Source organism: Cellvibrio japonicus Ueda107 (genome assembly GCF_000019225.1).
GTDB lineage: Bacteria > Pseudomonadota > Gammaproteobacteria > Pseudomonadales > Cellvibrionaceae > Cellvibrio > Cellvibrio japonicus.
On record NC_010995.1, the window covers coordinates 727,169 to 748,315 of the forward strand.

The following is a 21,147-nucleotide window of genomic DNA, read 5'->3' on the forward strand; positions in this document are numbered from 1 at the left end:
TGATTTTGCCCACTTACTTTTCAGAAGATACTGTTGGTTTCTTTGCAGCGATGATGCTGGCGGAAGAGCCTGTATTGTCTTGCCAAAAGTCCATTTCCTGATATTTCACAAATAAATCCGGCGGCAAAATACTGCGTCGGGTTTTAAACTCCACTTTCTTTTTCACTGTGTGCAAGCCTTTTACACCCAGCGTTTGATCAAACTCGTTCTCGTCATAATCGACATAATTAAAATCATGGTCGAATACCGGCTCATCAATAAACTGATAAATCAACTCCAGGGTACGCGTCGGGTGTTGAGTGAGCAGGTCATAGTCGATAAGCAACAAACGATCAGAAAATTCACCGTAGTAGGCTTCTTTTAATGCGGTCCAGGCACTGCCCACAGAACCGCCAGCACTGATTAATGCTTCGCATCGACTATAGACGGTGTTACGTGTGGCGGGATTAAACATGCGACTATAGTCGAAGGGGTTTTTGCGGTAGATGGTTTCGAAGCTGTCCATGATCCAGGCGGGATTGCGCACGCAGCAAATCATCCTAAAATCATCAAACAGCTCGACCAATTGATGCATGCGTGCTGTCCACTGGCGATTGGTATCGAAAATGACCGACTGTTGTTTATCTGCGTAGTAAGCCTCAAACAAGGCTTTGCAAATACGCTTACGCTTGGCGTCATCAAAAAACGAATAGGATTCGCTGTGGGCTCCCATTTGCTCCAAGGCACCATTCAGCAAGCCTGCAACCGGGCTGCTCATGGCGGCATGGAACAACGGGTTCTGCCTTAATATACCGGCCAGGAGTGTTGAGCCAGACCGGGGTAAGCCAGAAATAAAATGAAACCGGGGAGTCACTGAGAGCCTCAATAATGTTGTTTGATATATAAACTGACCGCTTGGCAAGCCTGGAATCAGCCTTCTTTGTAGCCAGCCAACAGCACTTACCGGCCGGGTTTAAAACATAGGCAACCAGCTGTTTGAGACTAGCGTCTCATTATAAAAAGACAAGCCATTATTCAAATTAAATTTCTGTAGCCCTGCCGTAACGGTAAAAGCAAAAAGGGAAAGGCGTTTTGCACCCTTCCCTTTTTTTCAGGGCAACCAATACCGGCGTTTAAAACCGATAGTATCCCGACAGTGAAACAGATCCATTACCTGATCACCCAAGTATATCCGACGCCCGATGTGCTTAAACCGAAAGACAGCGTCAGTCAACCCTTCAATACTGCTACAAATATAGCCGATTGCAATAACACCGCATTACACCTTAAGAAGTATTCGCTGAGCCAATAAACCCGCCCGGCGGCAACCTAACAGATTATTTTAAGTACAGCCATAGCCATTGCAACGGGGTGGAGGCATACCGCCGAAGCCTGTGTTGATACTTGCCCGATACAGGCCGCGGCACACCCGAGATTAAACCAAACCAGCGATACCCGTCCTTGAGTATCAGTTGCGGACGGGGAATATGCCCGAGAGCGCAATACAAAACGGCATTGCAATATAGGGTTGCCTGTTCTCATGGGCTGCGCCGCTGCCGGTCACGCTCAACATGGTTGGCTCTAACGAAACCAGGTTATCTTGCTGAGGACTGTAAGCAGTTTGAGCCCGGGATATGCTCAAATAAGCGTCCTCAGCAACATTGACTGAAGCGGCAGGATTTACTGTTTTTGCCACCATCAGGTGGTTGTGGTTTGGCATTTCCGCCTGTATCAGGCTAACCCCTGCACTGCCGCTGCTTTCTCCGACGGTGCGTGGGGTAAGCCCAGGGCCACTCCCCTGGTGCATCAATACCTGCCCTTGCAAATTGGGTAGTGCAAAGGTGGTTTGTCCATTGCCACCGTATAGTGTCCCCAGTAGCGAAAACAGCGGTGCATTTTGTTGAATCGTCAGTATTTGCCCTTGGCAATATGAAAAATTACGCGGAGCAAAACTGTAAGGGAATTGCCGGATTTCTCCGTAAAATGGCTCTGACATAATGTGCTCCTTAGTTGTGGCTTGGAAACAAGCCTTGCAGGCAGATGATGAAACTCAGGCACAGGAACGGCATCATATTTTCGTGGGGCTGATTACCGCCGACGCTACTAATGGCCAGAGGGTGCAATGTTCCCGTATTCGTAGGTGTCGTTGTGGAAGGCAAATAATGCGGCGCATTACCTGGAAGGTTATTGTCGGGCGCTGTTTGATTCGCTGTCGTATCAGAAACGGAGACCGTGTGCGTATGCGCCGGAAGGTTGGCAGAAAGCAAGGTAACGGTTTCGGTTCCGTATTTTTCACCCAAAATCCGGTTTGCCAAACCTGGTCCCTGCCCCAGGCCAACGGGTGTACGTCCGCGGGCATCGGGTAATGCGAAAGTGCTGACACCGTCGCCGCCATAAGTAGTTCCTAATAACGCAAACAAGGCATCGTTTTGTGAAATAGGCAACAACTGCCCGTTGCAGAGAGACCATTGCTGGGGCGCGAATGTGCCTGCAAAAACGCGAACCTCGCCCATGAAAGGTGAAGACATAATGGTACCCTCTTAGTTGCGAGATGGAAAAACGCCTTGCAATGCAATTGCAAAACGTAATACCAGGCTGGGTTGAAGATTCGAGTGTGCAACGTTGCTGCCGGTGTTAGTGACTGCATCACTAGCCAGTTGCACCAGGTTTGTATCTGGCACTACGTAGTAATCTCCCGAGCTTATTGCACACAGGCTGCCGGTGCCTCCAGGGGGAATAGGGTTTGGAGCACTACCGGGAGCATTCTGTGCGAACAACAAATGGTTATGAGGAGGGATCTGGGCTACAGTTAAGGTCACGGACTCGCTTCCGCCCTGGTTTCCCCTAACGTAGGTATTGCCCTGGAAGGAGCCTTCACCAATAGGCGTCCTGCCGCGGTAATCGGGCAACCCAAAGGTTGTTGTACCATTTCCACCAAAGTTGACTCCCAGTAGTGAAAATAGCGCCTGGTTTTGGTTTATTGCCAATAACTGCCCAGAGCAGTCAGTCCAATGCCGTGGGGCATAGGTAATGGCAAACATTCTGACTTCGCCAATATACGGTTGAGACATAGCTAATATTCTCCTTATGGACTGGAAATGCCATTGCTCAGGCGTTAAATCCATTTCACCGTTGCGAACGACATCATTTTTTCCGCGCAATGACGATCTGGTATTTATCTGCTGCATATGGCGACATAAATAACTGAGTTTCACCAAATGCGTCGTGGCTAAACAGATAATTACCACTAGGGCAATGCACATCTTTTTCACTGCTCAAATCAACAGAAAAGGCTTCATATCCTGGATCTGATGCCTTGGGTAGCGAAACCTTTTCAACTTTCAACTCAACGATTTTGTTCTCTCCATCTTTTAGTTGAATGGATTGGTCAATGAGGTTGTTGAGCGTTTCAAAGTCAAACTTTTTCATTAAAGTTCCTAATGTTGTAGGTTTAACGTAATGTTGAAGGTGTACAAAAATCGGCAATAAATAGCCAAGATATTCAGATGTGTAACGTTCCCCAATGACTGCACAATAAAGAACGCTATGGATACAAGCTTAATAACAGCGCTGTGGATTTATACAAATACCCAACAGCAAATCTGGTTTTCGCAGAAAGCAATATTGTTATTAATCGGCTTTCCGGTGATTGTTTAGGCGCGAATAACTTTCATCGCCGGTGGATACCAGACCATCAATTCATAGGGCAGCTCTACATGGGACGTTATAAACCCCAGTTTTTGGTATAAGGCTTTTGCCGGGATATTGCTTTGCAGTACGGACAGTGTCATGGGGGCTGCAACCATAGCAGCTGCTTGTTGGAGTGCCTGGATGACTGCCGCGCCCAGGCCTTTGCCGCGAGCGGCTGGAATCAGTGCAAGATCAACCAAACGTACCTCATTGTGGCCAAAATCTATAGTGGCTTTACCAATGGGCTCATGGTGTTTTTCAATTACAAAATACATGGCATTTGGAAATTGATTTCCATAGCCCTGGGTTTGTGCCTTGAGTTGTAATTCAATGATGGATTCAATCATATCCTGTTCGGCATCAATCAATTGCAAATCCTGTCGCAGGGAGTGATGCAGCTTTTCCAGGAAGGGTTTATCGGAAGCCCTTGATGGGCGAACACTTAATCCATCAGGGAGATTGATGTTTTGCACGGCATAATCCTTATTTACATTTATGGCGTTAACCAACTATAGATAACGCTTTAAAAACTGCAAATGTAATTTTGAAAAACACTTAGCAGCGGCGGAATATGATTTTACGTGCCACAAGCATGGCATAGTTATACGCTGAAACATATTACAGATGGTTACAGTGCCCCGGCTTTGCTATTGTGACTTACCAATGTATGACCGATGGGAGTGAAAGGCTTCATATGTATGCAACATTCGTATTATCCACTGGCCGTTGTGGAACCCAGTGGCTTACTGAAAAACTCCAGGCACTGTATCCGGACGCTGTGGTGGAGCATGAACCTTTATCCTTTAATTACCGTCCTGATGTGAATACAGAGCGCGCACCGCTTCAGTGCAACAAAGAATTGATCATGCAACATTTGTCTTGTATTCAACATTACCTGGATCAAGGCAAACCCTATATTGAAACCGGTTTCCCTTGCTGGCGGCACCTGGAGTGGTTTAAACAACAGCTGGGGGGGCGTGTCAAGATTATTCATGTGCATCGGGAACCTTTGCAAACGGTAAGTTCTTTATTGAAGCTCAATGCCTTTGTTCCGCCCTTTATTCCTCAGTTGCCAATAAAGAATCTGTTTTTACCTGAGGATGGCTATGGCTACTTTAAGGATTGGCAGCACTTGTGGCCACACTTGAATCCAGCAGAAAAAAATCTGTGGTATTGGGGGGAAGTGCAAGCTCACGCCCTGTTATTACAGGCTCAATGGCCGGCAGCTGATTGGCTTCAACTCGAGTTCAGTACATTGTTTGGACCACAAGCCGAAGCTCGACTCATTCATTTTTTGGGTGATACACCCTACGCGGGTGTACAGCCTCCAGGCCATGTTGATCAGTATGGACATGCACTGGTTCCTTATCCGCTGGAATTTCCCCTCATGGAACGATTACCTGCCATCAACCATTTAGCCGGGCAATGTGGCTATGGGGCCATATTCCCGGAGGCGGTAATTGCCAATTAAGTGGTGATTGCCCATAGCATCTACAGTGTTTAAATCTCGCTATGTTGGTGCAGGGAGTGCGCCGTTCTTTTCCTTCTGTGTTCCCATATCCTGAGTGTGTATCCCCGGCACCTGCGCTTTCGGTGCAAGGCAAATATATTTGCAATTCCATTTTTTGTGTATTAGTGTATTGATACACGTTGTTTTGGCGCCTGCATACTTTAGGAGGGAAGGGCTATGAAGAAAGGTATATTGTTGTGGTTGGTGATGTTGTTGGTTGCTCCTTTAGCGAGTGCCGAAAGCAGTATTTATGAGGTTTCCAAAGGGCAAAGCAAACTCTATTTGGGGGGCACTATCCACCTGTTGCGCGATAGTGATTTCCCCCTGCCGGAAGAGTTTGAGCAGGCTTACCACCAGTCGCGCAAGTTGGTATTGGAAGCCAATTTGCAAAAGGCCAGCTCACCGGAATATGGCCAGCAAGTGGCCAGGGCCATGATGTACACCGATGGCCGGGATCTCAGCAAGGTGTTATCCCCTGATACCTGGAAAGCGCTGCAGGCTTATGCCGACAAGCGAGGGTTTCCGCTCAGCCAGGTATCCATGTTTAAGCCCCTGTTTGTCAGCCTGATGATGACCGTGACTGAGGCCCAGCGCCTGGGCATGGGTGAAGGTGTTGATGCTTACTTCGATCGCATGGCTCGCCTGGCCAATAAACCGGTTGGCGAATTGGAGTCCACAGACGATGTAATCCTTTATATGCAAAAAATTGCCGAGGTTAAACCGGACCAGATGATGCGCACGACCTTGCGCGATTTGCAAACCATGGAGTCCAGCATTGACGACATGATTCGCCATTGGCGCCAAGGCAATATGAAGGCCCTTGATAAGGAGTTAAACGGCAGTATGCGTAAAGACCTTCCCGAGGTTTATCGCTCCCTGGTGGTTGAGCGCAACAACGCCTGGTTGCCTCAGATTATCGAACTGTTGGCAACCCCCGAAGTAGAGCTGGTGTTGGTAGGCGCGCTGCATTTGAGCGGTAAGGACGGCTTGTTGGCACAGCTAAAAAAACGTGGTTACAACGTTAAACCTTATCAATTGCAGCGCTGATATTCACAGGGGCATAGCTATGGGTGCGATTATTCAACTGGATAATTTACAGCGTCAGTTTGGCTCGAACAGGATTCTTAAAGGCTTGAGTGTGAGTGTTGAGCCGGGCCAGGTGATTGCCCTGCTGGGCAAGAACGGCGCAGGTAAAACCACCTTGCTGGAAACCCTGCTGGGTTTCGGGCTTCCCAGTGACGGGCAGGCAACACTGTGGGGTGATGCGGCAGCGCAATTGTCGGCTGCCAATAAACAGCGTGTCGGGTTTGTGCCGCAGCAGGATGAGTTGTTGCCGAGTTTGACCGGTACAGAACACCTGAAGTTATTCCGTGCATTTCGGTCACAGTGGAACCAATCCCTGGTGGAGCGATTGGTGACGGAGTGGGAAATTCCACTGACGCAAACATTGGCACGTATGTCTGTCGGCCAACGCCAGAAACTGTCGATTTTACTCGCCATTGCCCACGAACCTGAATTGCTGGTATTGGATGAGCCGGTCGCGAGTCTTGATCCTATTGCGCGCCGCCAGTTCTTGCAGCAATTGGTTGAGCTGGCGGCAGATGAGCAGCGCAGCATTATTTTTTCTACGCATATCGTGAACGATGTCGAGCGTGTGGCGAATCGTGTGTGGATGCTGCGCCAGGGCGAGTTGGTCTATCAGGGGGACCTCGATAGCCTGAAAGAGTCGATAGCGCGCGTCAATTTACGCTCGGAGCAAGTGTTTGACCAGGTAATTGAGTATCCACATTTACTGCAACAACAGCGTCAGGGGCGCACAGCGCGGCTTACGTTTAGCCAGTGGCAACCGGAGTGGGCAGTGGATCTGGCGCGCCGTTTCCACGCGCAGGTTGAGGTGGAGCATTTAAGTTTGGAAGATATTTTTCTGGAGTTAAATTCATGAGCCTGCAACGCGAACTCAATACCTATTGGCAATTAATTCGCACCTTGCTGTTACCCATGCGCTGGCTGCGTTGGTCGGTACTTGGTGCATTGCTGGTTGCGCTGCTCGGAGGTCTTTACTGGTGGCTGAACGAGACTATCGGTCTGGGGCTGGTAATGGCCGCTTTTTTGTACGGAGTACTTTTCTTTAGTGTTGGTGGCTTGTTAATGCCAGGCCAAATGCTGGCCATGGCCAGTAGCAAGCAGTTATCGCTTATGGGCGATTTGCGCACGCGTTTGTGGTGGCTATTACTGGGGTTTGCCCTGGTTGCCAGTTTGTTTTTGGCGTTACTGGGTACATTAAAGACCGATCTATCGTTCGGATCGACTTATATAGCGATACTGATCCTGGTGTCATTGATATTGGCTGCTGTGCTATTGGTGGGTGCCTATTGGCCCGGCCTGCAGGGATTTGTGTTTGTTTTTGCCTGGGCCTACCTGCAGGCCCTGGATTGGTTGATGGCCCAGGACCCGCTGCTGCTGGCAGGGATTTTGTTGGTGTGCTGGTGGTTATTGCGCGTGTGGTGGTTGCATTGGCGGCCAGCGCGCTATGTTAAAAATTTTATGACACAAGGCCAGTCTTCCTGGTGGGGCATCAATGGCGATGACAAGCCTGAGTGGACTAACGCTGTGATATATCAACCCAAGGCGGGTGCAAAAACATGGTTGGGCTCATCGCTGCGTGGCCAGGCTGATGGTGTGAAGGCGGATATGCAACGACTGGTTATCGGCGTCGCTATAGGGTTATTTTTTGGTGTACTGGGTTTCTGGGGCGCAGGGCAGGAGGCCTGGCTGAAAATATGGCAGATGCTTGGACCCATGTTGTTGTTGATTATGACCCTGTCCGTTGGGGTGGCGATTAATTTCATTATGTATCGGCGTATACACTGTTTGTGGCTGTTTTTTCCAGGTGATCGGCGGGCGCTTTATCACTACGTGCACAAGGCCTACTGGCGGCAACTCTTGCCCTTGGCGGTGTTTCTGGTAGTGGTAATCGGCCTGATTGATAGCATGGTGGGGATTAACCGCTCCTGGGTTGTGCCGGCGATAATGTTGGTGTTGGGACTGCTGGTTGCTGTGCAAATGTTTTACCTGTCCATGCTGGTGTATCGCCTTTCCGGTGCCAGCAAACGGTGGCTGGATTGGACGACCGGTATTTTTTTGGTGGTGTGGACGTTGACGGTGATCATGAGTGGTTTTTTTATTGTGCATCAGGAAGCGCACTACCAGGAGTTGATACCCTTGGTCGGGGTGGCGCTGGTGATTAATGCGGTATTTGCGCTGATCTTGCCGCGAATCTGGTCTTCTGTGTCCCTGGTGCGGAGTCAATGACCATGTTCATACTAAATCCCCAATCCGGCATTCCTATTTATCGCCAGTTGGTTGATCAAATTCGCCGGCTGATTGCCGGCGGGCAATTGCAGCCCGGCGATCAGTTGCCTTCGGTGCGCGATCTGGCGGTGGAGCAGGCGGTGAATCCCATGACGGTTTCCAAGGCCTATAGCCTGCTGGAGGCAGAAGGCCTTTTGCAGCGACAGCGTGGTAAACCCATGCAGGTAGCTCCGCAAAAGCCAGGGCTGGTGAGTGAATCAGCCCGCCTGCAACAATTAGCTCCCCACCTGGAGCAGTTGGTTCTGGCCGCGCGCCAGTTGGAAATTTCAGATAAACAATTGCTGTCTGCACTGCGCGATACCCTGCGTGCTGCGGACGAATAAGCATAAGGATGGTTACATGCAAAGAGTATTGGTTGCCGCTGTGGTTGCCGGTTTAGTGGCGTGCGCGCCTGCGCCTGAGTCTGGCCGCCCCGGCGAGGCGGTGTTTATGAAGCCCTGTCCCGGGTTTGCCGAGACAGGCAAGCCGGCGCTGGTCTATGGCGCACAATGCGGTGAATTGCTGTTGCGTGAAAATCCGGACGATCCCGCCAGTGCAGAAATCCGGGTGGCTATTTTGCGCTTGCCGGCGATTAATCCCTCGCCCCAGAAAGATCCCCTGTTCCTGATCCAGGGTGGCCCGGGTGGCTCGTCAATTGATATGGCGGAGCAGGTGCTCCAGACCTTTGCCGATGTGCGTAAAAACCGCGACCTGGTGTTTGTGGATCAGCGCGGTACCGGTCAATCAAATCCGCTCAACTGTGCTGAACAGGATGAAGCAGATATGCAATTGCCAGAGCAGGAGCAGGCACAGCGGCATTTCGCCCGGATGCGCGCCTGTGGTGAACAGTACGCTGCCCAGGTGCCGTTTTATACCACGCCCTATGCCGTGGCCGATCTGGATGCTGTGCGTGCAGCCCTGGGTTACGAGCAGATTAACCTGTGGGGTGGCTCCTACGGTTCGCGGGTGGTACTGGAATATATGCGCACCCGGCCTGAGCGCTTGCGCGCTGTGGTTATGGATGGCCTGGCACCTGTGCAGATTGCCCTGCCTAAATATTTTGCACGGGATGCCAGTACAGCGCTGCAGGCGCTCAATAAGGAATGTACACAGCAGCCACAATGTGCAGAGCAGTATGGCGATTTGATGCAGCAGGCAGATGCCATACTGGCTTATCTGCGCAAGCAGCAAGCGCGGGGTTCTCCTGTGCGTGTCGACTATGAGCATCCCCGCAACCAGCAGCGTGAAATATTATGGTTAACGCCGCGTAATTTTTCGTCGCTGGTTTTTATGTCCCTTTACTCGCGCGATTTAACGGTACTCTTGCCGCAAGCCCTGCATAAGGCTGCACAACAGGATTATCGTTTGTTAGCCTCACTCCATGCACTGGCCAGTGCACAGACGGCCTTTATCAAGGTCAGTGAAGGCATGCGCTACAGTGTTGTGTGCAATGAGGATGCCCGTTTTATTACGGCGGATGATCTTGCGCAGGGCCATCTGTTTTTGGGAATGGATATGCTGTATGAGTTCGGCGAAATCTGCGCACACTGGCCCAAAGCAGAGGTGCCTGACCGTTATTTTGGGCCGGTTGTCAGCGATGTTCCCGCCTTGTTGTTATCCGGTGGTTACGATCCCGTGACTCCGTACACCTGGGCGGAACAGGTGGCCGCTCATTTATCGCAGGCTTCGTTATTGGCGGCGCCGGGTGGAAATCACATTGTGTCCACCGATGGCTGTGTGCCGCAAATTATCACGCAATTTATTGAGCAGGGTGGTATAGGGACGATGAATACCGAATGTATTACGCGTATTAAGCCCTTGCCCTTGGTGTTGGGGGCAAACGAAAAAAAATCCAGCGCCGGCAGTAGCGCCGGTTCGAGTGAGAGTGTACAACCATGATCCGTATCCAGCATCTCTCCAAAACATTCGGCGGCACTAAAAAACAGCCGTTGATTCGCGCACTGGATAATGTCTCGCTGGAATTACGCGACGGCGAAATTACCGGGCTATTGGGCCTGAATGGCGCCGGTAAATCTACGCTGATGCGCTTGATATATGGCTTACTGGAGCCCAGTGCCGGCGATATTGTTATTGATGGTCTTGATGTGCGCACTGACCCGGATGAAGCGCGCAAACACCTGGGGGTATTACCGGATGATACCGGACTCTACAAGCGTCTCACCTCGCGTGAAAATATCCGTTATTTCGGTGAGTTGCAGGGTTTGCGCGGTGCCGCATTGGAAGCGGGCATTGAGCAGTTGATCGGTTGGTTGGGAATGGAAACTATTGCCGATCGGCGCGCAGAAGGCTTTTCCCTGGGCGAGCGTATGAAGACGGCCCTGGCCCGTGCCCTGGTGCACCAGCCAAAGCATGTTTTACTGGATGAGCCAACCAACGGCCTGGATGTGATTACCACGCGCTCGGTGCGTCGTTTGTTGCACGAATTAAAGGACCAGGGGCGCTGCGTATTATTTTCGAGTCATTTAATGCATGAAGTCAGCGGGCTTTGTGATCGTATCCTGGTCATCGCCCAGGGGCGTATTTGCGCAGATGGTAATTTGGCGGCCATTCTGGAGACGGGCCAGGCCAGTAACCTGGAAGATGCTTTTGTGAACCTGGTACAAACGGCTGCAAAGCAGGAGGCTGACCATGTTGCCGCTTAAAACCCTGTGGATTATTTTCAGGAAGGAGTGGTGCGATGCCCTGCGCGATAAGCGCAGCCTGCGCATGGCATTCCTGCCGCCGGTGTATTTTGCCGCTGTCTTTGTGGCGAGTGTGCTGTTTATTATCCATCTCAAAAATACCAGCACGGCCAGTGTCAGTGAGCCTCTCCAATTGCCGGTCTACGGTGCTGAGCACCTGCCGGCGATGATGGATTGGCTGGAAGAAAAGGGGATTCGTGTCAAGCCGGCCGGGGAAGATGCCTACGCGCAAGTTGAGCAGAAAAAACTGGACTATGCCCTGATCATCCCCGCTGAGGCGGCGGACCAGTTTGCAACGGGTGAGTCGGCCACTGTATGGCTGGTGCATGATGCAACCAATAATAAAATCCAGGGCAGCCTTGGTTTTATTCGCCAGCAGCTATGGAGTTGGAATGGTCGTATGGGGAGTTTGCGCTTATTGGCCCGCGGTATATCCCCTTCTGTCGTGAACCCGGTTTATGTGCGCGAAATGAACATTGCCAGCGATGAAAAAATGGGGCTCATGGTGATGCTGAGCTTGCCCATGTTTTTAGTGTTGCTGGCATTTATTGGCAGCGTCGGTTTTTCAGCCGACATGACCGCGGGGGAGCGCGAGCGCCGCTCGCTGGAATCACTGCTGATTACACCGGCAACATCGCTGGCGATTATTGGTGGCAAATGGTTAACCAGCCTGGCGATTACCCTGCTGGTGCTATTGTTGGAAGTGTTATTGCTCGCAATTGCCTTTGCCTATGTGCCATTCAACGAGTTGGGGCTGCGGGTAAATGTGTCTATTGCGGATTTGCTGGTGATTTTTGTGATGCTGGTGCCCTTGGCGGTACTGGCTATCGCTCTGCAGTTGAGCATTGCAATCTTCGCCCGTTCCTTTAAGGATGCGCAGACCTACATTGGTTTATTGGTGTTTATTCCCATGATTCCCATGTTCTATACCCTGTTTAATCCAGGTGCCTATGAACCCTGGTTTAACTGGATACCGGTACTTGGGCATCAGGCGATGGTAAAAGAGTTACTCATCGGCAGCGGATTTAGCTGGTGGCCTTTAGCGCAGTTCTGGATAGTGTCCCTGCCATTGACCATAGGGATGTTGTTATTTACTGCGCGTCAATTGCGCAAACCCAAGATCGTCTACGGAGTGTAGTGCTGTGCGGCCCCCTTTCCCGGTTGGGAAAGGGGGAGCTGGAGTCATGACTGTGGCGGTTGAGTTGCCTGAAAATGGGTATAACCCTGCGCCCCCTGGTAAAACTGCTCCAAATTCCCATACCCGGAAAAATCCACGCGCTTGCGGAGTTTTGCCCAACCCATAAAGCAGGCGAGGCGAAGCTGCACATCATTGTAAGGGGCATGGTCTGGCAGGTTAAATTGGTTGAGTTCCGCCAGGGCTGACTCGATGCGAGCTGCCTGGCGTTGCAAATACGGAACCTGCGCGATCACAACGCCATCGCGTTCGAGAAAAAATAGATTGACGCAAGACTCCAGCGCTGTGTTAACCAGGCATAATTGGTCAAGCTCCCGTGCATCGGCACAAAATGCCTGCCCGGCTTTTTCGCGCAAATATTGAATAATCGAACTGGAGTCGGTGAGAAATACATCGCCATCGGCCAGGAACGGGACGCGTTTCGTGGGCGATTGTACGGCACTGCCTGCTTGATCCGTTTCGATAAACTCACATGCCTGTGCAGTTTCCAGCAGCACAATCCGGCAGTGTCGTACAAAAGGAGAGGTATAACTTCCGTAAAGCTTCATAACATTCTCGCCACAGTGAGGAAATATCAGGGGTTCTTCGGCGGATATTTAAACGCCTGGCGCGCCAGTAACTTCCACTCGCCATCCTGCAACTGCCACACCAGTAAAATACCCAGGTGAATCGTGTTGGGTACCCCGCCATCCTTAATGTCGGCATGCAGGTCATGGCGCACCAGGGCAACGTCGCCGGACAGGCTGATATGCTGGTTTTTTAACTCGATGGTGACAAAGTCAGAGCTGCCGCTTTCCAGTTTGTGGATGAATTCCGCCTTATTCTCAACCAGTCCACCGGAATGGCCATAGCTCAATTTCGCGGCGGCTAATTTATCCAGTTGTTTGGCATCACCCGCAATCATGGCCAGGCGCAAGGCCTCAACTTGTTGCTCAACAGCGTTGACCGCTGTATCCGGCTTATCGGCGGCCAGGGCCGGAAAGCTAAGGATTGTGCTTGCAATCAATACCAGTGTTAACAGGCCTGAACGGCAAAAAGATACAAAAGACATGGTTTATCTCCGGTGATCAATATTCTTGTTGTAGGTGTCAGGGATTGCCGATAGCAAGGAATTGTAGCGGGTGTTACCGACATTGTGTTGCAACTTTCAGGGGAATATGAGATTCGCGACTGTCAAAACAGCGTGATATTCCAAGACGGTTTTTGACTTTTGCTGTGCGGATGTCGAGACTGTAGCAAGCATGAAACCACAGGGGCCTTGGCCGTTGCGATAGTGCTTTCGAGATAATGCATAAGGGAGCGTTGTTATGCGGAATCTACCTTCCCCTTCCCCTCGCTTGTCCAACCCTGGGCCTTCGGCCGATTCCCCCAACATCGCTGGCTCACGCCTGCCCGGGCGAACCCCATTGGCGCAGCGATTACAGCAGCTTAGCCAGGACAAGCGCGGCCAACAAAAGGCCATTCCTATTGACCTGGGGCGCTACCTGAATGAGTTGCAATTGCTTGCCTTGCATAGCCTGGAGAGTTTTGGCTGGCAACTGTGGTTTATTCGTCGGCCTTTGTTTATGCAGCCGATCGCCGTGGTCAGTAATCCGGATTCCAGCCGGCATGCCGTGTTGGAGGTGGATGGCTCCATTAATATCCAATCGGGTATTCAGCTGCGCACTTGAGCTATGGCGGCTAAGGTTCAGCAGGCATTCATCGCCGCGGTCCTAGCATCAAAGCCTTACCATCAGGGGGTTGATGCTATGCAGATAATACGTGTCTTTGTGTTGGCTATTGCGACGATTCTGGGCTTGAGTGCCTGTCATGAGGATGATGGTGTTGCCCCTGAAGACTATGTTCCCCACCTTTATCGTTTCGATATTATTGATAGCTATGATCAGGACACAGCACGACCTGGCTATGGTGACCTGGCATTAAATCCTTATCTGTATGATGGGCTCTTTGAAATTTTCTGGCAGGTTAACAGCCTCGAAGATTATCGGATGACCCTGCGTGTTAATGACCGCCCCTCAATTACAACCAGTTTGGCAGTACACAGTGAAGTCTGTGGCCAGGGGCGGTGGTGTGACCAGGGTGGTAGTTTGATTTGTGAATACACCAGCGATTACTACCTGTCGTGCGATAACTCCGGGCGGCTGGTTGATATTGTGAATCTCTTCTCGCAAGTACCCGATGATCTCTACCTGTTTCTTGAAGTATGTGATCGCGACTCCAGTTATTGTGAATACGATTATTATCCGGTTCGCTTTGAATAATCAGGCCAGGAGTTATGGGTGGCCAGTGCAGGCCGCCCAGCTCCTCCGTATTTTATACGCTGCAAAATTCCGCTATTTTTTCATCGACCCGCTCGGTTGATTTTTCATTTTTTTGCTGCCGCCAGAATTGGCACTCCACACTGTTCTCACGGGCTTTTTGCAACTTTTCCTGGCGCTCCTGCTGTGCCCTTTCTTCCAGCTTATCTTCGCGGCGACGCTCTGCCTCGGCATAGAAATCGTTTTTAGGCGTGATATGGGCGTCACTGTCCTGGGTTGATTCGTAAGTCTCTGTCGCTAAGGGCTCGCGTGTTAAGGTGAAAACAAAACCTGCACCAACAAGCAGAAAGAGTCCAATAATAATTTTGGGGTTGGAGAAAGAGGGCATCCTGACGATTCCTTTGTAATAGCTATCGAGTCATTCGGTTCCTTGGAAAAACAAGGCTAATCCGGGGACTGTGGAGACAATATGCAATGCGCCCTGTACACGAATATCACACGGGTTTATGAACGATGGTCTGGCGGCAATTCCAGCTGTTTGGTATGGGGCAGAAAGCCGGTGCATCATAATAAAAATCAACACCTATGTGAACTGGTTTGCATTTCGTGAGGTCGTTTTTGTGCATCCCCTGTAGACGCTATGCGTTATATCAGGGCATATAAAATTCGAGTTGTAAAAAGTTCCGGCAGGTAACTCAACCTTTTCTTATCAAGTCTACATTTTTGCTGTGCATCTGTTATAAAAAATGCAGGTTTTTGGTTTTTTATTGGTGGTTGGCGCGAATCCTGCAAATAGTCTCTGGCAAGTCGGTAACTCGCAAACGTCTTTGCTTGCAACAGCAATAGCAGTCATTTGCACGGAGAGTAGTTATGGGCAGTCAGCAACTCAGAGACGCGGTGATTAATCCCATCGCACTCACATCGCAGCCGCCGGTTATCCGGCTGCATCACTCCAAAATCCTCGCGTTATTTCGCGCATTGGACAGCCTCCTGATTGCCGCCATTTTATGGTCTTGCGTTACCCTGCTGGGAATACGCTGGACCAATGAGCACACCATCCTGGGCTTGAGCGCGATTGTGTTATTTGGCTTTTTTGCCGAGGGCAACGAGGTGTATTACCTCTGGCGGGGGCACTCCATGGGCGGACTGGCCAATCGTTTGTTCAGTGCATGGCTGGGTACCGCCATGGCGTTGCTGGTGGCCGTTTTGTTGATCGTCCCTTACACCCGCGACAACCTGCGCCCGATTTTTTTCTGGGTGGCGTTAACACCGGCGGCCATTATTTCCATGCATGTGGCGCGCCGTGTTTTTCTGGCACATGTGCGCGCCAAACCGACGGAGCTGAGGCGGGTTGCCATCGTCGGCGCGACACACCTTGGCCAGCGCCTGGTGAAGTCCATGCAGGGAATGCCCTGGTTGGGCTATCGGGTGGTAGGGTTTTACGACGACCGTGTCGCCGCTCCTGATAATGAGCGTCGCCTGGCCAGCGATGATGTCAATATCAACGGTGGCCTTGAACAGCTGTATACCGATGCACACGATGGCAAGGTCGATATTGTGTTTATTACCCTGCCCATGCGCGCGGAAATACGCATGCGCACTATGATCGAACGCCTCGCCGACACCACCGTATCGGCTTACCTGATCCCCGATGTATTCAGTTTCGATTTGCTGCATTCGCGCTTGACCTGCCTGCAGGGAATTCCTGCGCTCAGCATTTATGATTCACCGCTGGTTGATAACAGTTGGGCCAAGCGCGCGGAGGATATAGTGATCGGCTCGGCGATGTTGGCAATGCTGGCAATCCCGATGGCATTCATCGCACTGGGGGTAAAGCTGACTTCGTCGGGCCCGGTATTTTTCAAGCAAACCCGCTATGGCATGGGTGGTGAAAAAATCAAAGTGTGGAAGTTTCGCTCCATGACCGTGTGTGAGGATGGTTCCAATGTATCCCAGGCTCAGCGTGCTGATCCGCGGGTTACGCCTTTCGGTAATTTCCTGCGCAAAACCTCGCTGGATGAGTTGCCGCAGTTATTCAATGTGATCAGTGGCAGTATGTCACTGGTGGGGCCGCGCCCCCATGCAGTGCGCACAACGAATATTATCGCACCCAGATCAAGGGCTATATGTTGCGCCATAAAGTCAAACCGGGTATTACCGGGCTCGCGCAAATCAATGGCTATCGCGGTGAGACAGAAACCCTCGACAAAATGTCTGGCCGGATTGCCTATGACCTTGACTACATTCGCAATTGGTCATTGATGCTGGATATCAGGATCCTGTGGTTGACGCTGTTTCGCGGTTTTGTGGGAAAGCATGTGTATTAGCGGAAAAAAAGCGTATGTCGTTTCTGCACTGGCGCTATGGGTTATGACGTCTTGCGCCTGGGGCGACGATAAATTCAGCATAGGGTTGGGGGTGCGTGAATACTGGGACAGTAATTTTGCGCGCACCACTGACAAGGATGCGGAGCATTACACCCTGAGCAGTGCCAACCTGAAGGCCAGTCATCGTTATGGTCGCCAGCAATGGGCCTTGGGATTGCGCGGCCTGCGTTACGACCACGCCGAGCGCACTGACCTGGATACGGATTTTTATGATGGCAAGGCCAGTTGGCGCAGTACCTGGAGCCATCGTTTTAATACCCGCGTTGCCTGGGATCGTATGGCCTATGCGGTAGACCGCCTGGAGTTTGTTGGACAGGATGTTGTAGCCAGGGACGATGTGAATGTGCAGGTGAATTACGGCACTGGCGATCGCTTGAGTGTTGGGGTGGGGGCGCGACAAAGTGAACAGCGCCATTCGAACGACCTGCGCGATAGCCTTGATTTTGATGAAGAGGAAATCGCCGTGGAGGTGCGTTACCAAACGGCAGGCAAATCCCGGCTAAGCCTGCGCTTGCGCGATGGTAATCGGGTTTATCCCACTCCATCGTCGACGGATCCGCGCCAGCTGGATTTTGATTATCGCCAGGCTGAGTTGGACTTAACCTGGGTGTCGACAGAGAAGACACGGCTGCACCTGGTCGTTGGCCGCTTTGAGCGCGATGGCGATACCAACAGTGGCACAGGAACCCAGGCAGAGGTGGAAGCACAATGGTCAGTCACGGAGAAATTTGCCTTGACCCTGAGTGTGAATCGCAGCGAACCGGCGGTGGGGGAAACATCGGATTCACCGATTCGGGTAGATACCGGTGAAATAGGTTTACGCTGGCAACCGGCTTATGCCTGGTCGGTACAAACCAGTGCCCGATACAGCGAGCAGGCCTATCAGGCGCGCGCACTTGAACCCGCCAGGGATGAAGAAGTAAAAGCGTTTACCCCCCTGGCGGTCGTGTATCGGGTTTCAGATGCTGTCCACCTGCGCCTGGACAGCCAATGGGTTGAGCGGCGCTCGCCATTGTCCTACCGCAATATTGATTATGCGCTGGCCAGTATCGGATTGGCGATGCAGTTTTAGTAGCCTGTAGAACGAATATCGTGGGGAATTTATCCGGGAGGTTTTGCAGTCATGGGGAATTTTGCTGTCAAACGTAGTTTTGCTGTATCGGTCGGATATGCCCTGTCGAATTTGCGCGCGCGCGAACAGGCAAGCAAGTCGCGCGCGCTGATTATCCCACCGGCTATTCCCGGCAGCCTGGGTGATGCCGCAATGATCTCTGCCTCCACCCGCTGGCTGCGCGATAGCGGTGCTGCACAGGTGGATTTATTGTATGGAGACCAGTGGGACCTGGATGAGCGGATTGACCAGCGGATTGCTGCGGAGCGTTTTTTCTATAAGCAATCCCTGTTGCAACAAGCCTTGCTGATTGCGCGCCTGCCGGCCTATTCCGCATTGTATTTTATTGGGGCCGATGTGATTGACGGCGCCTACAACCCCCAGTCGGTGTGCGCGCGTTTATCGCTGTTGGCGGAAGCGGCCACGCTGGGCAAAAAGGCTACCTTGCTGGGCGCCAGTTACAACAAGCACCCGGAGGCCAGCACACGCAGTATGCTGCGCGCCCTGCCTGAGTCGGTCACGCTTTGCGCGCGCGATCCGGTATCCCGCCAGCGCCTGGAGGAAGCACTGGATCGCCCGATACGCCAGGTGGCTGACTTGGCATTCCTGTTAACGCCGCGCACCGATCATCCTGTTGCCATGCGCGCATTGGCGTGGATTCGTGCACGCCGCCAGGCAGGCGATCGTGTGATAGGTCTCAATGCCAATTATTTGCATGCAGAAAAAGATCCCGGCTTGATTAACGCACTCAAGATTTTTGTGGGAGCGTTAATGCGTGAACCGGTTTCCCTGGTACTTATTCCCCATGATACGCGCTCGTCAATGCCGGATGAAAAATTACTGGCGCAGGCGGTTGCCGATGTGCCGGACGATGTGCGCAAGCGTGTCTATAGCCTTCCCCCGCTGAGTCCCGGTATTGTCCGTGCGGTAGTGCCAGAATTGGATTTCCTGGCAACCGGCCGTATGCACACCGCTATTTTGGCCCTGAGTGGCGGCACCCCGGCTTTCTGCTTTGCTTATCAGGATAAATTTGAAGGCTTGTTGCAGCACTTCGATTTAGTGGATGCAGGCCTGCTGTCATCGCCCCGTGAGTTAGCGGATCAGCCGTTAATGGTGGTGGAAAAGCTGCTGAATTCCCTGCTGCTGCAAACGCAGTGGCGACAGCAAATACAAGCCAGGTTGCCAGCGGTTATTGCCCTGGCGCAAAGGAACTTTGATTAACGCCAGGGGCGTTGATTAACGCGCGTAAAGTCAGTCGTGTTGACCTGTGCGAAGTGGTGGTTGGCTCAAGATAATGAATGATCGTTGGAGGCATTATGGACGCTTTTCGCAAGGACTATCTGGTATTTACCTCCGCGGGTGAAAACGCTCGGGTTCACTTATGGAAAAAGGGCGCCGAGCCCGATTTTGATGTGTGTATCGTGAATTATTCTTCGGTGCCGGGGCTGCATAAATCCGAGGCAGATATTTACTATCAATCCAAGGGAAGCAAGCTGGGCAATTTGCAGTGGGTCTGCCGGATTAATCCGGATTTGCTCAATAGCTATAGCGCCATCTGGGTTGCCGATGATGATATTGTTATTGATGCTGCCAGCATCAATCGCCTGTTTGCCCTGCATAGGGAAAAGCGCCTGACATTATTGCAACCGGCGTTCAGCTTGCGCGGTAAGATCAGTCATCCGATTACGCGCCGGCAATTGTTTACCAGTATCCGCTATACCAATTTTGTTGAAATTACCTGCCCTGTCGTGGAGCCGCACTTTATGCAGCGCTTCCTGGAGGTCTACGATCCTGCCCTGGTGGGATTTGGTATCGATTGGTGGATGCTAAACCTGCTCGGGCCGGGCGATAAGGTGGCCATCTCCGATATCATTACCTGTGTTAACCCGTTTGATATCTATAAAAAAGATGGGCAGCGCGAAATCCTGCGCTTGCAGAGTAATGAACAGCGCATCAAAACCTGGATGGCCATCAAGCAGAAATACCAGCTGCAACAGTTTGAAAAACAGGAATTAGGTTGTGAATACAAAAATGCCTTGGCGCTGTTATACAGCTTGCCGGGGTTTGTGTATGACTATCTTGTCGGTGGCAGTTTGCGCCTGTTAAAAAAGACCGGTTGGGTGCGGGGATTACAATAGTCTGTGGATCAGTGTTTTCGCAAGAAACCTGCGACAACAGGAGTTTTCGTCAATGATACCGTCTTACCTGATCAACCTGGATCGCGATCAAGAGCGACTGGCGTTTGTGTTAGCCCATTTTCAGCAGCAGGGTATTAATCCCGAGCGTTTTGCTGCTGTGGACGGGCGCCAGTACAGTGAGTTGGAATATCAACGTTTTATTGCCCAGCGCCCACGGCAGGGTAAAAAAAGTTGGCTGCGCGGGCAGATGGGTTGTTTCCTCAGTCACTATGGTGTCTGGCAACGGATTGTGAATTCCCGGGTTCGTTTTGCCGCTGTGTTTGAGGATGACATCCATATTGCGCCCGGCTTGTACGAATTGCTGGAAGGGGATGACTGGATAGCGGATAGTGTTGATATTATTCGCCTGGACACCTCCACCAACCGCGTACGCCTGGGACCTGAGCCTGCGCTGCAATGCCATTCACACTATTTTTATCGCCTGCTTTCCACCAGCTGGTGTACCGGTGGTTACATTATCCACCAGCGTACTGCCAGGCAATTGCTGGATTTGGCTCCGCGTTACCATCAACCTTCCGATGTGTTGCTGTTTAATCACGAGGAGTCTGCGATTGCGCGCCAGCTCAAGGTATTGCAAGCCTCGCCGGCATTGTGCGTGCAGGATAAGCATCACCGGGGAGCTGTGACGTTTTCCAGTAATATCGAAGCGGGGGCAACGCGCGATTGGCGCTTGTATTGCCGGCAGTGTTTGCAGGGCGGTTATCGCTACCTGGCGGGCTATAAACGGGTGGAGTTCAAAGGCTAGGTTCTCCTGCATCAATCTCCC

23 protein-coding genes and 1 pseudogene are annotated in these 21,147 nt (G+C 51.6%); 15 read left to right on the forward strand and 9 right to left on the reverse strand.

What is annotated here, in order from left to right; all coding sequences use genetic code 11:
• Positions 1-13: 13 nt before the first annotated feature.
• The 6 genes from CJA_RS02885 to CJA_RS02910 form a co-directional block, all read right to left on the reverse strand.
• A complete protein-coding gene (locus tag CJA_RS02885) occupies positions 14-901 on the reverse strand; it encodes a sulfotransferase family protein (protein ID WP_012486269.1) in 888 nt (295 codons plus the stop codon).
• Positions 902-1,447: 546 nt separating this feature from the next.
• The gene (locus CJA_RS02890) at positions 1,448-1,975 is read right to left on the reverse strand and encodes a phage tail protein (protein WP_012486271.1); all 528 of its coding nucleotides are present in this window, start codon (positions 1,973-1,975) and stop codon (positions 1,448-1,450) included.
• 10 nt (positions 1,976-1,985) lie between these two features.
• A complete protein-coding gene (locus CJA_RS02895) occupies positions 1,986-2,507 on the reverse strand; it encodes a phage tail protein (protein WP_012486272.1) in 522 nt (173 codons plus the stop codon).
• Positions 2,508-2,519: 12 nt separating this feature from the next.
• Complete coding sequence (locus tag CJA_RS02900) at positions 2,520-3,050, reverse strand: phage tail protein (protein WP_041550982.1); 531 nt, start codon at positions 3,048-3,050, stop codon at positions 2,520-2,522.
• Between the two features lie 73 nt (positions 3,051-3,123).
• Positions 3,124-3,408 carry a DUF6916 family protein gene (locus CJA_RS02905; protein WP_012486274.1) on the reverse strand — a complete coding sequence of 95 codons (285 nt, stop codon included), beginning with the start codon at positions 3,406-3,408 and terminating at the stop codon, positions 3,124-3,126.
• A gap of 224 nt (positions 3,409-3,632) precedes the next feature.
• Complete coding sequence (locus tag CJA_RS02910; protein ID WP_012486275.1) at positions 3,633-4,142, reverse strand: GNAT family N-acetyltransferase; 510 nt, start codon at positions 4,140-4,142, stop codon at positions 3,633-3,635.
• A 221-nt stretch (positions 4,143-4,363) separates the two neighbouring features.
• On the opposite strand from CJA_RS02910, the gene CJA_RS02915 reads away from it, so the two are divergent.
• From CJA_RS02915 to CJA_RS02950, 8 genes are all read left to right on the forward strand, one after another.
• Positions 4,364-5,140: a sulfotransferase family protein gene (locus CJA_RS02915; RefSeq protein WP_012486276.1), complete on the forward strand. Its 777-nt coding sequence runs from the start codon at positions 4,364-4,366 to the stop codon at positions 5,138-5,140.
• 216 nt (positions 5,141-5,356) lie between these two features.
• A complete protein-coding gene (locus CJA_RS02920) occupies positions 5,357-6,226 on the forward strand; it encodes a TraB/GumN family protein (RefSeq protein ID WP_012486277.1) in 870 nt (289 codons plus the stop codon).
• Between the two features lie 19 nt (positions 6,227-6,245).
• A complete protein-coding gene (locus CJA_RS02925) occupies positions 6,246-7,121 on the forward strand; it encodes an ABC transporter ATP-binding protein (RefSeq protein WP_012486278.1) in 876 nt (291 codons plus the stop codon).
• Entirely contained in the window at positions 7,118-8,491 is a 1,374-nt protein-coding gene (locus tag CJA_RS02930; protein ID WP_012486279.1) for a hypothetical protein, read from the forward strand. Before CJA_RS02925 ends, CJA_RS02930 begins: the two co-directional genes overlap by 4 nt.
• A gap of 2 nt (positions 8,492-8,493) precedes the next feature.
• Positions 8,494-8,874 carry a GntR family transcriptional regulator gene (locus CJA_RS02935; protein WP_012486280.1) on the forward strand — a complete coding sequence of 127 codons (381 nt, stop codon included), beginning with the start codon at positions 8,494-8,496 and terminating at the stop codon, positions 8,872-8,874.
• A gap of 16 nt (positions 8,875-8,890) precedes the next feature.
• The gene (locus CJA_RS02940; protein WP_148208791.1) at positions 8,891-10,429 is read left to right on the forward strand and encodes an alpha/beta hydrolase; all 1,539 of its coding nucleotides are present in this window, start codon (positions 8,891-8,893) and stop codon (positions 10,427-10,429) included.
• The gene (locus CJA_RS02945; protein WP_012486282.1) at positions 10,426-11,193 is read left to right on the forward strand and encodes an ABC transporter ATP-binding protein; all 768 of its coding nucleotides are present in this window, start codon (positions 10,426-10,428) and stop codon (positions 11,191-11,193) included. Before CJA_RS02940 ends, CJA_RS02945 begins: the two co-directional genes overlap by 4 nt.
• Positions 11,180-12,370, forward strand: coding sequence for an ABC transporter permease (locus tag CJA_RS02950; protein WP_012486283.1), 1,191 nt, complete (start codon positions 11,180-11,182; stop codon positions 12,368-12,370). Before CJA_RS02945 ends, CJA_RS02950 begins: the two co-directional genes overlap by 14 nt.
• A 44-nt stretch (positions 12,371-12,414) precedes the next feature.
• Here CJA_RS02950 and CJA_RS02955 read toward each other — a convergent pair whose 3' ends face one another.
• Together CJA_RS02955 and CJA_RS02960 are read right to left on the reverse strand one after the other, a co-directional pair.
• Positions 12,415-12,975, reverse strand: a complete 561-nt coding sequence (locus CJA_RS02955) for a glutathione S-transferase (protein ID WP_012486284.1) — start codon at positions 12,973-12,975, stop codon at positions 12,415-12,417.
• A 26-nt stretch (positions 12,976-13,001) separates the two neighbouring features.
• On the reverse strand, positions 13,002-13,478 hold the full coding sequence (locus tag CJA_RS02960; protein ID WP_012486285.1) for a nuclear transport factor 2 family protein: 477 nt from the start codon (positions 13,476-13,478) through the stop codon (positions 13,002-13,004).
• Positions 13,479-13,734: 256 nt separating this feature from the next.
• Here CJA_RS02960 and CJA_RS02965 point away from each other — a divergent pair, with 256 nt between their 5' ends.
• Complete coding sequence (locus CJA_RS02965) at positions 13,735-14,097, forward strand: hypothetical protein (protein ID WP_012486286.1); 363 nt, start codon at positions 13,735-13,737, stop codon at positions 14,095-14,097.
• A 78-nt stretch (positions 14,098-14,175) separates the two neighbouring features.
• Positions 14,176-14,688, forward strand: a complete 513-nt coding sequence (locus CJA_RS02970; protein WP_012486287.1) for a hypothetical protein — start codon at positions 14,176-14,178, stop codon at positions 14,686-14,688.
• A 52-nt stretch (positions 14,689-14,740) separates the two neighbouring features.
• Here the strand turns inward: CJA_RS02970 and CJA_RS02975 are convergent, their stop codons facing one another.
• Complete coding sequence (locus CJA_RS02975) at positions 14,741-15,073, reverse strand: hypothetical protein (protein WP_012486288.1); 333 nt, start codon at positions 15,071-15,073, stop codon at positions 14,741-14,743.
• A gap of 482 nt (positions 15,074-15,555) precedes the next feature.
• Here CJA_RS02975 and CJA_RS02980 point away from each other — a divergent pair.
• The 5 genes and pseudogenes from CJA_RS02980 to CJA_RS03000 all read left to right on the forward strand — a co-directional run bounded on the left by CJA_RS02980 (position 15,556) and on the right by CJA_RS03000 (position 21,126).
• Positions 15,556-17,012 (forward strand): annotated as a pseudogene (locus CJA_RS02980) (undecaprenyl-phosphate glucose phosphotransferase).
• On the forward strand, positions 17,002-18,144 hold the full coding sequence (locus CJA_RS02985) for a hypothetical protein (RefSeq protein ID WP_148208792.1): 1,143 nt from the start codon (positions 17,002-17,004) through the stop codon (positions 18,142-18,144). The pseudogene CJA_RS02980 and the gene CJA_RS02985 overlap by 11 nt, the downstream one beginning before the upstream one ends.
• Before the next feature lie 51 nt (positions 18,145-18,195).
• Entirely contained in the window at positions 18,196-19,404 is a 1,209-nt protein-coding gene (locus tag CJA_RS02990) for a polysaccharide pyruvyl transferase family protein (protein WP_012486291.1), read from the forward strand.
• Between the two features lie 95 nt (positions 19,405-19,499).
• Positions 19,500-20,321: a hypothetical protein gene (locus CJA_RS18535; protein ID WP_012486292.1), complete on the forward strand. Its 822-nt coding sequence runs from the start codon at positions 19,500-19,502 to the stop codon at positions 20,319-20,321.
• Between the two features lie 52 nt (positions 20,322-20,373).
• Positions 20,374-21,126: a glycosyltransferase family 25 protein gene (locus tag CJA_RS03000; RefSeq protein ID WP_012486293.1), complete on the forward strand. Its 753-nt coding sequence runs from the start codon at positions 20,374-20,376 to the stop codon at positions 21,124-21,126.
• Positions 21,127-21,147: the final 21 nt, after the last annotated feature.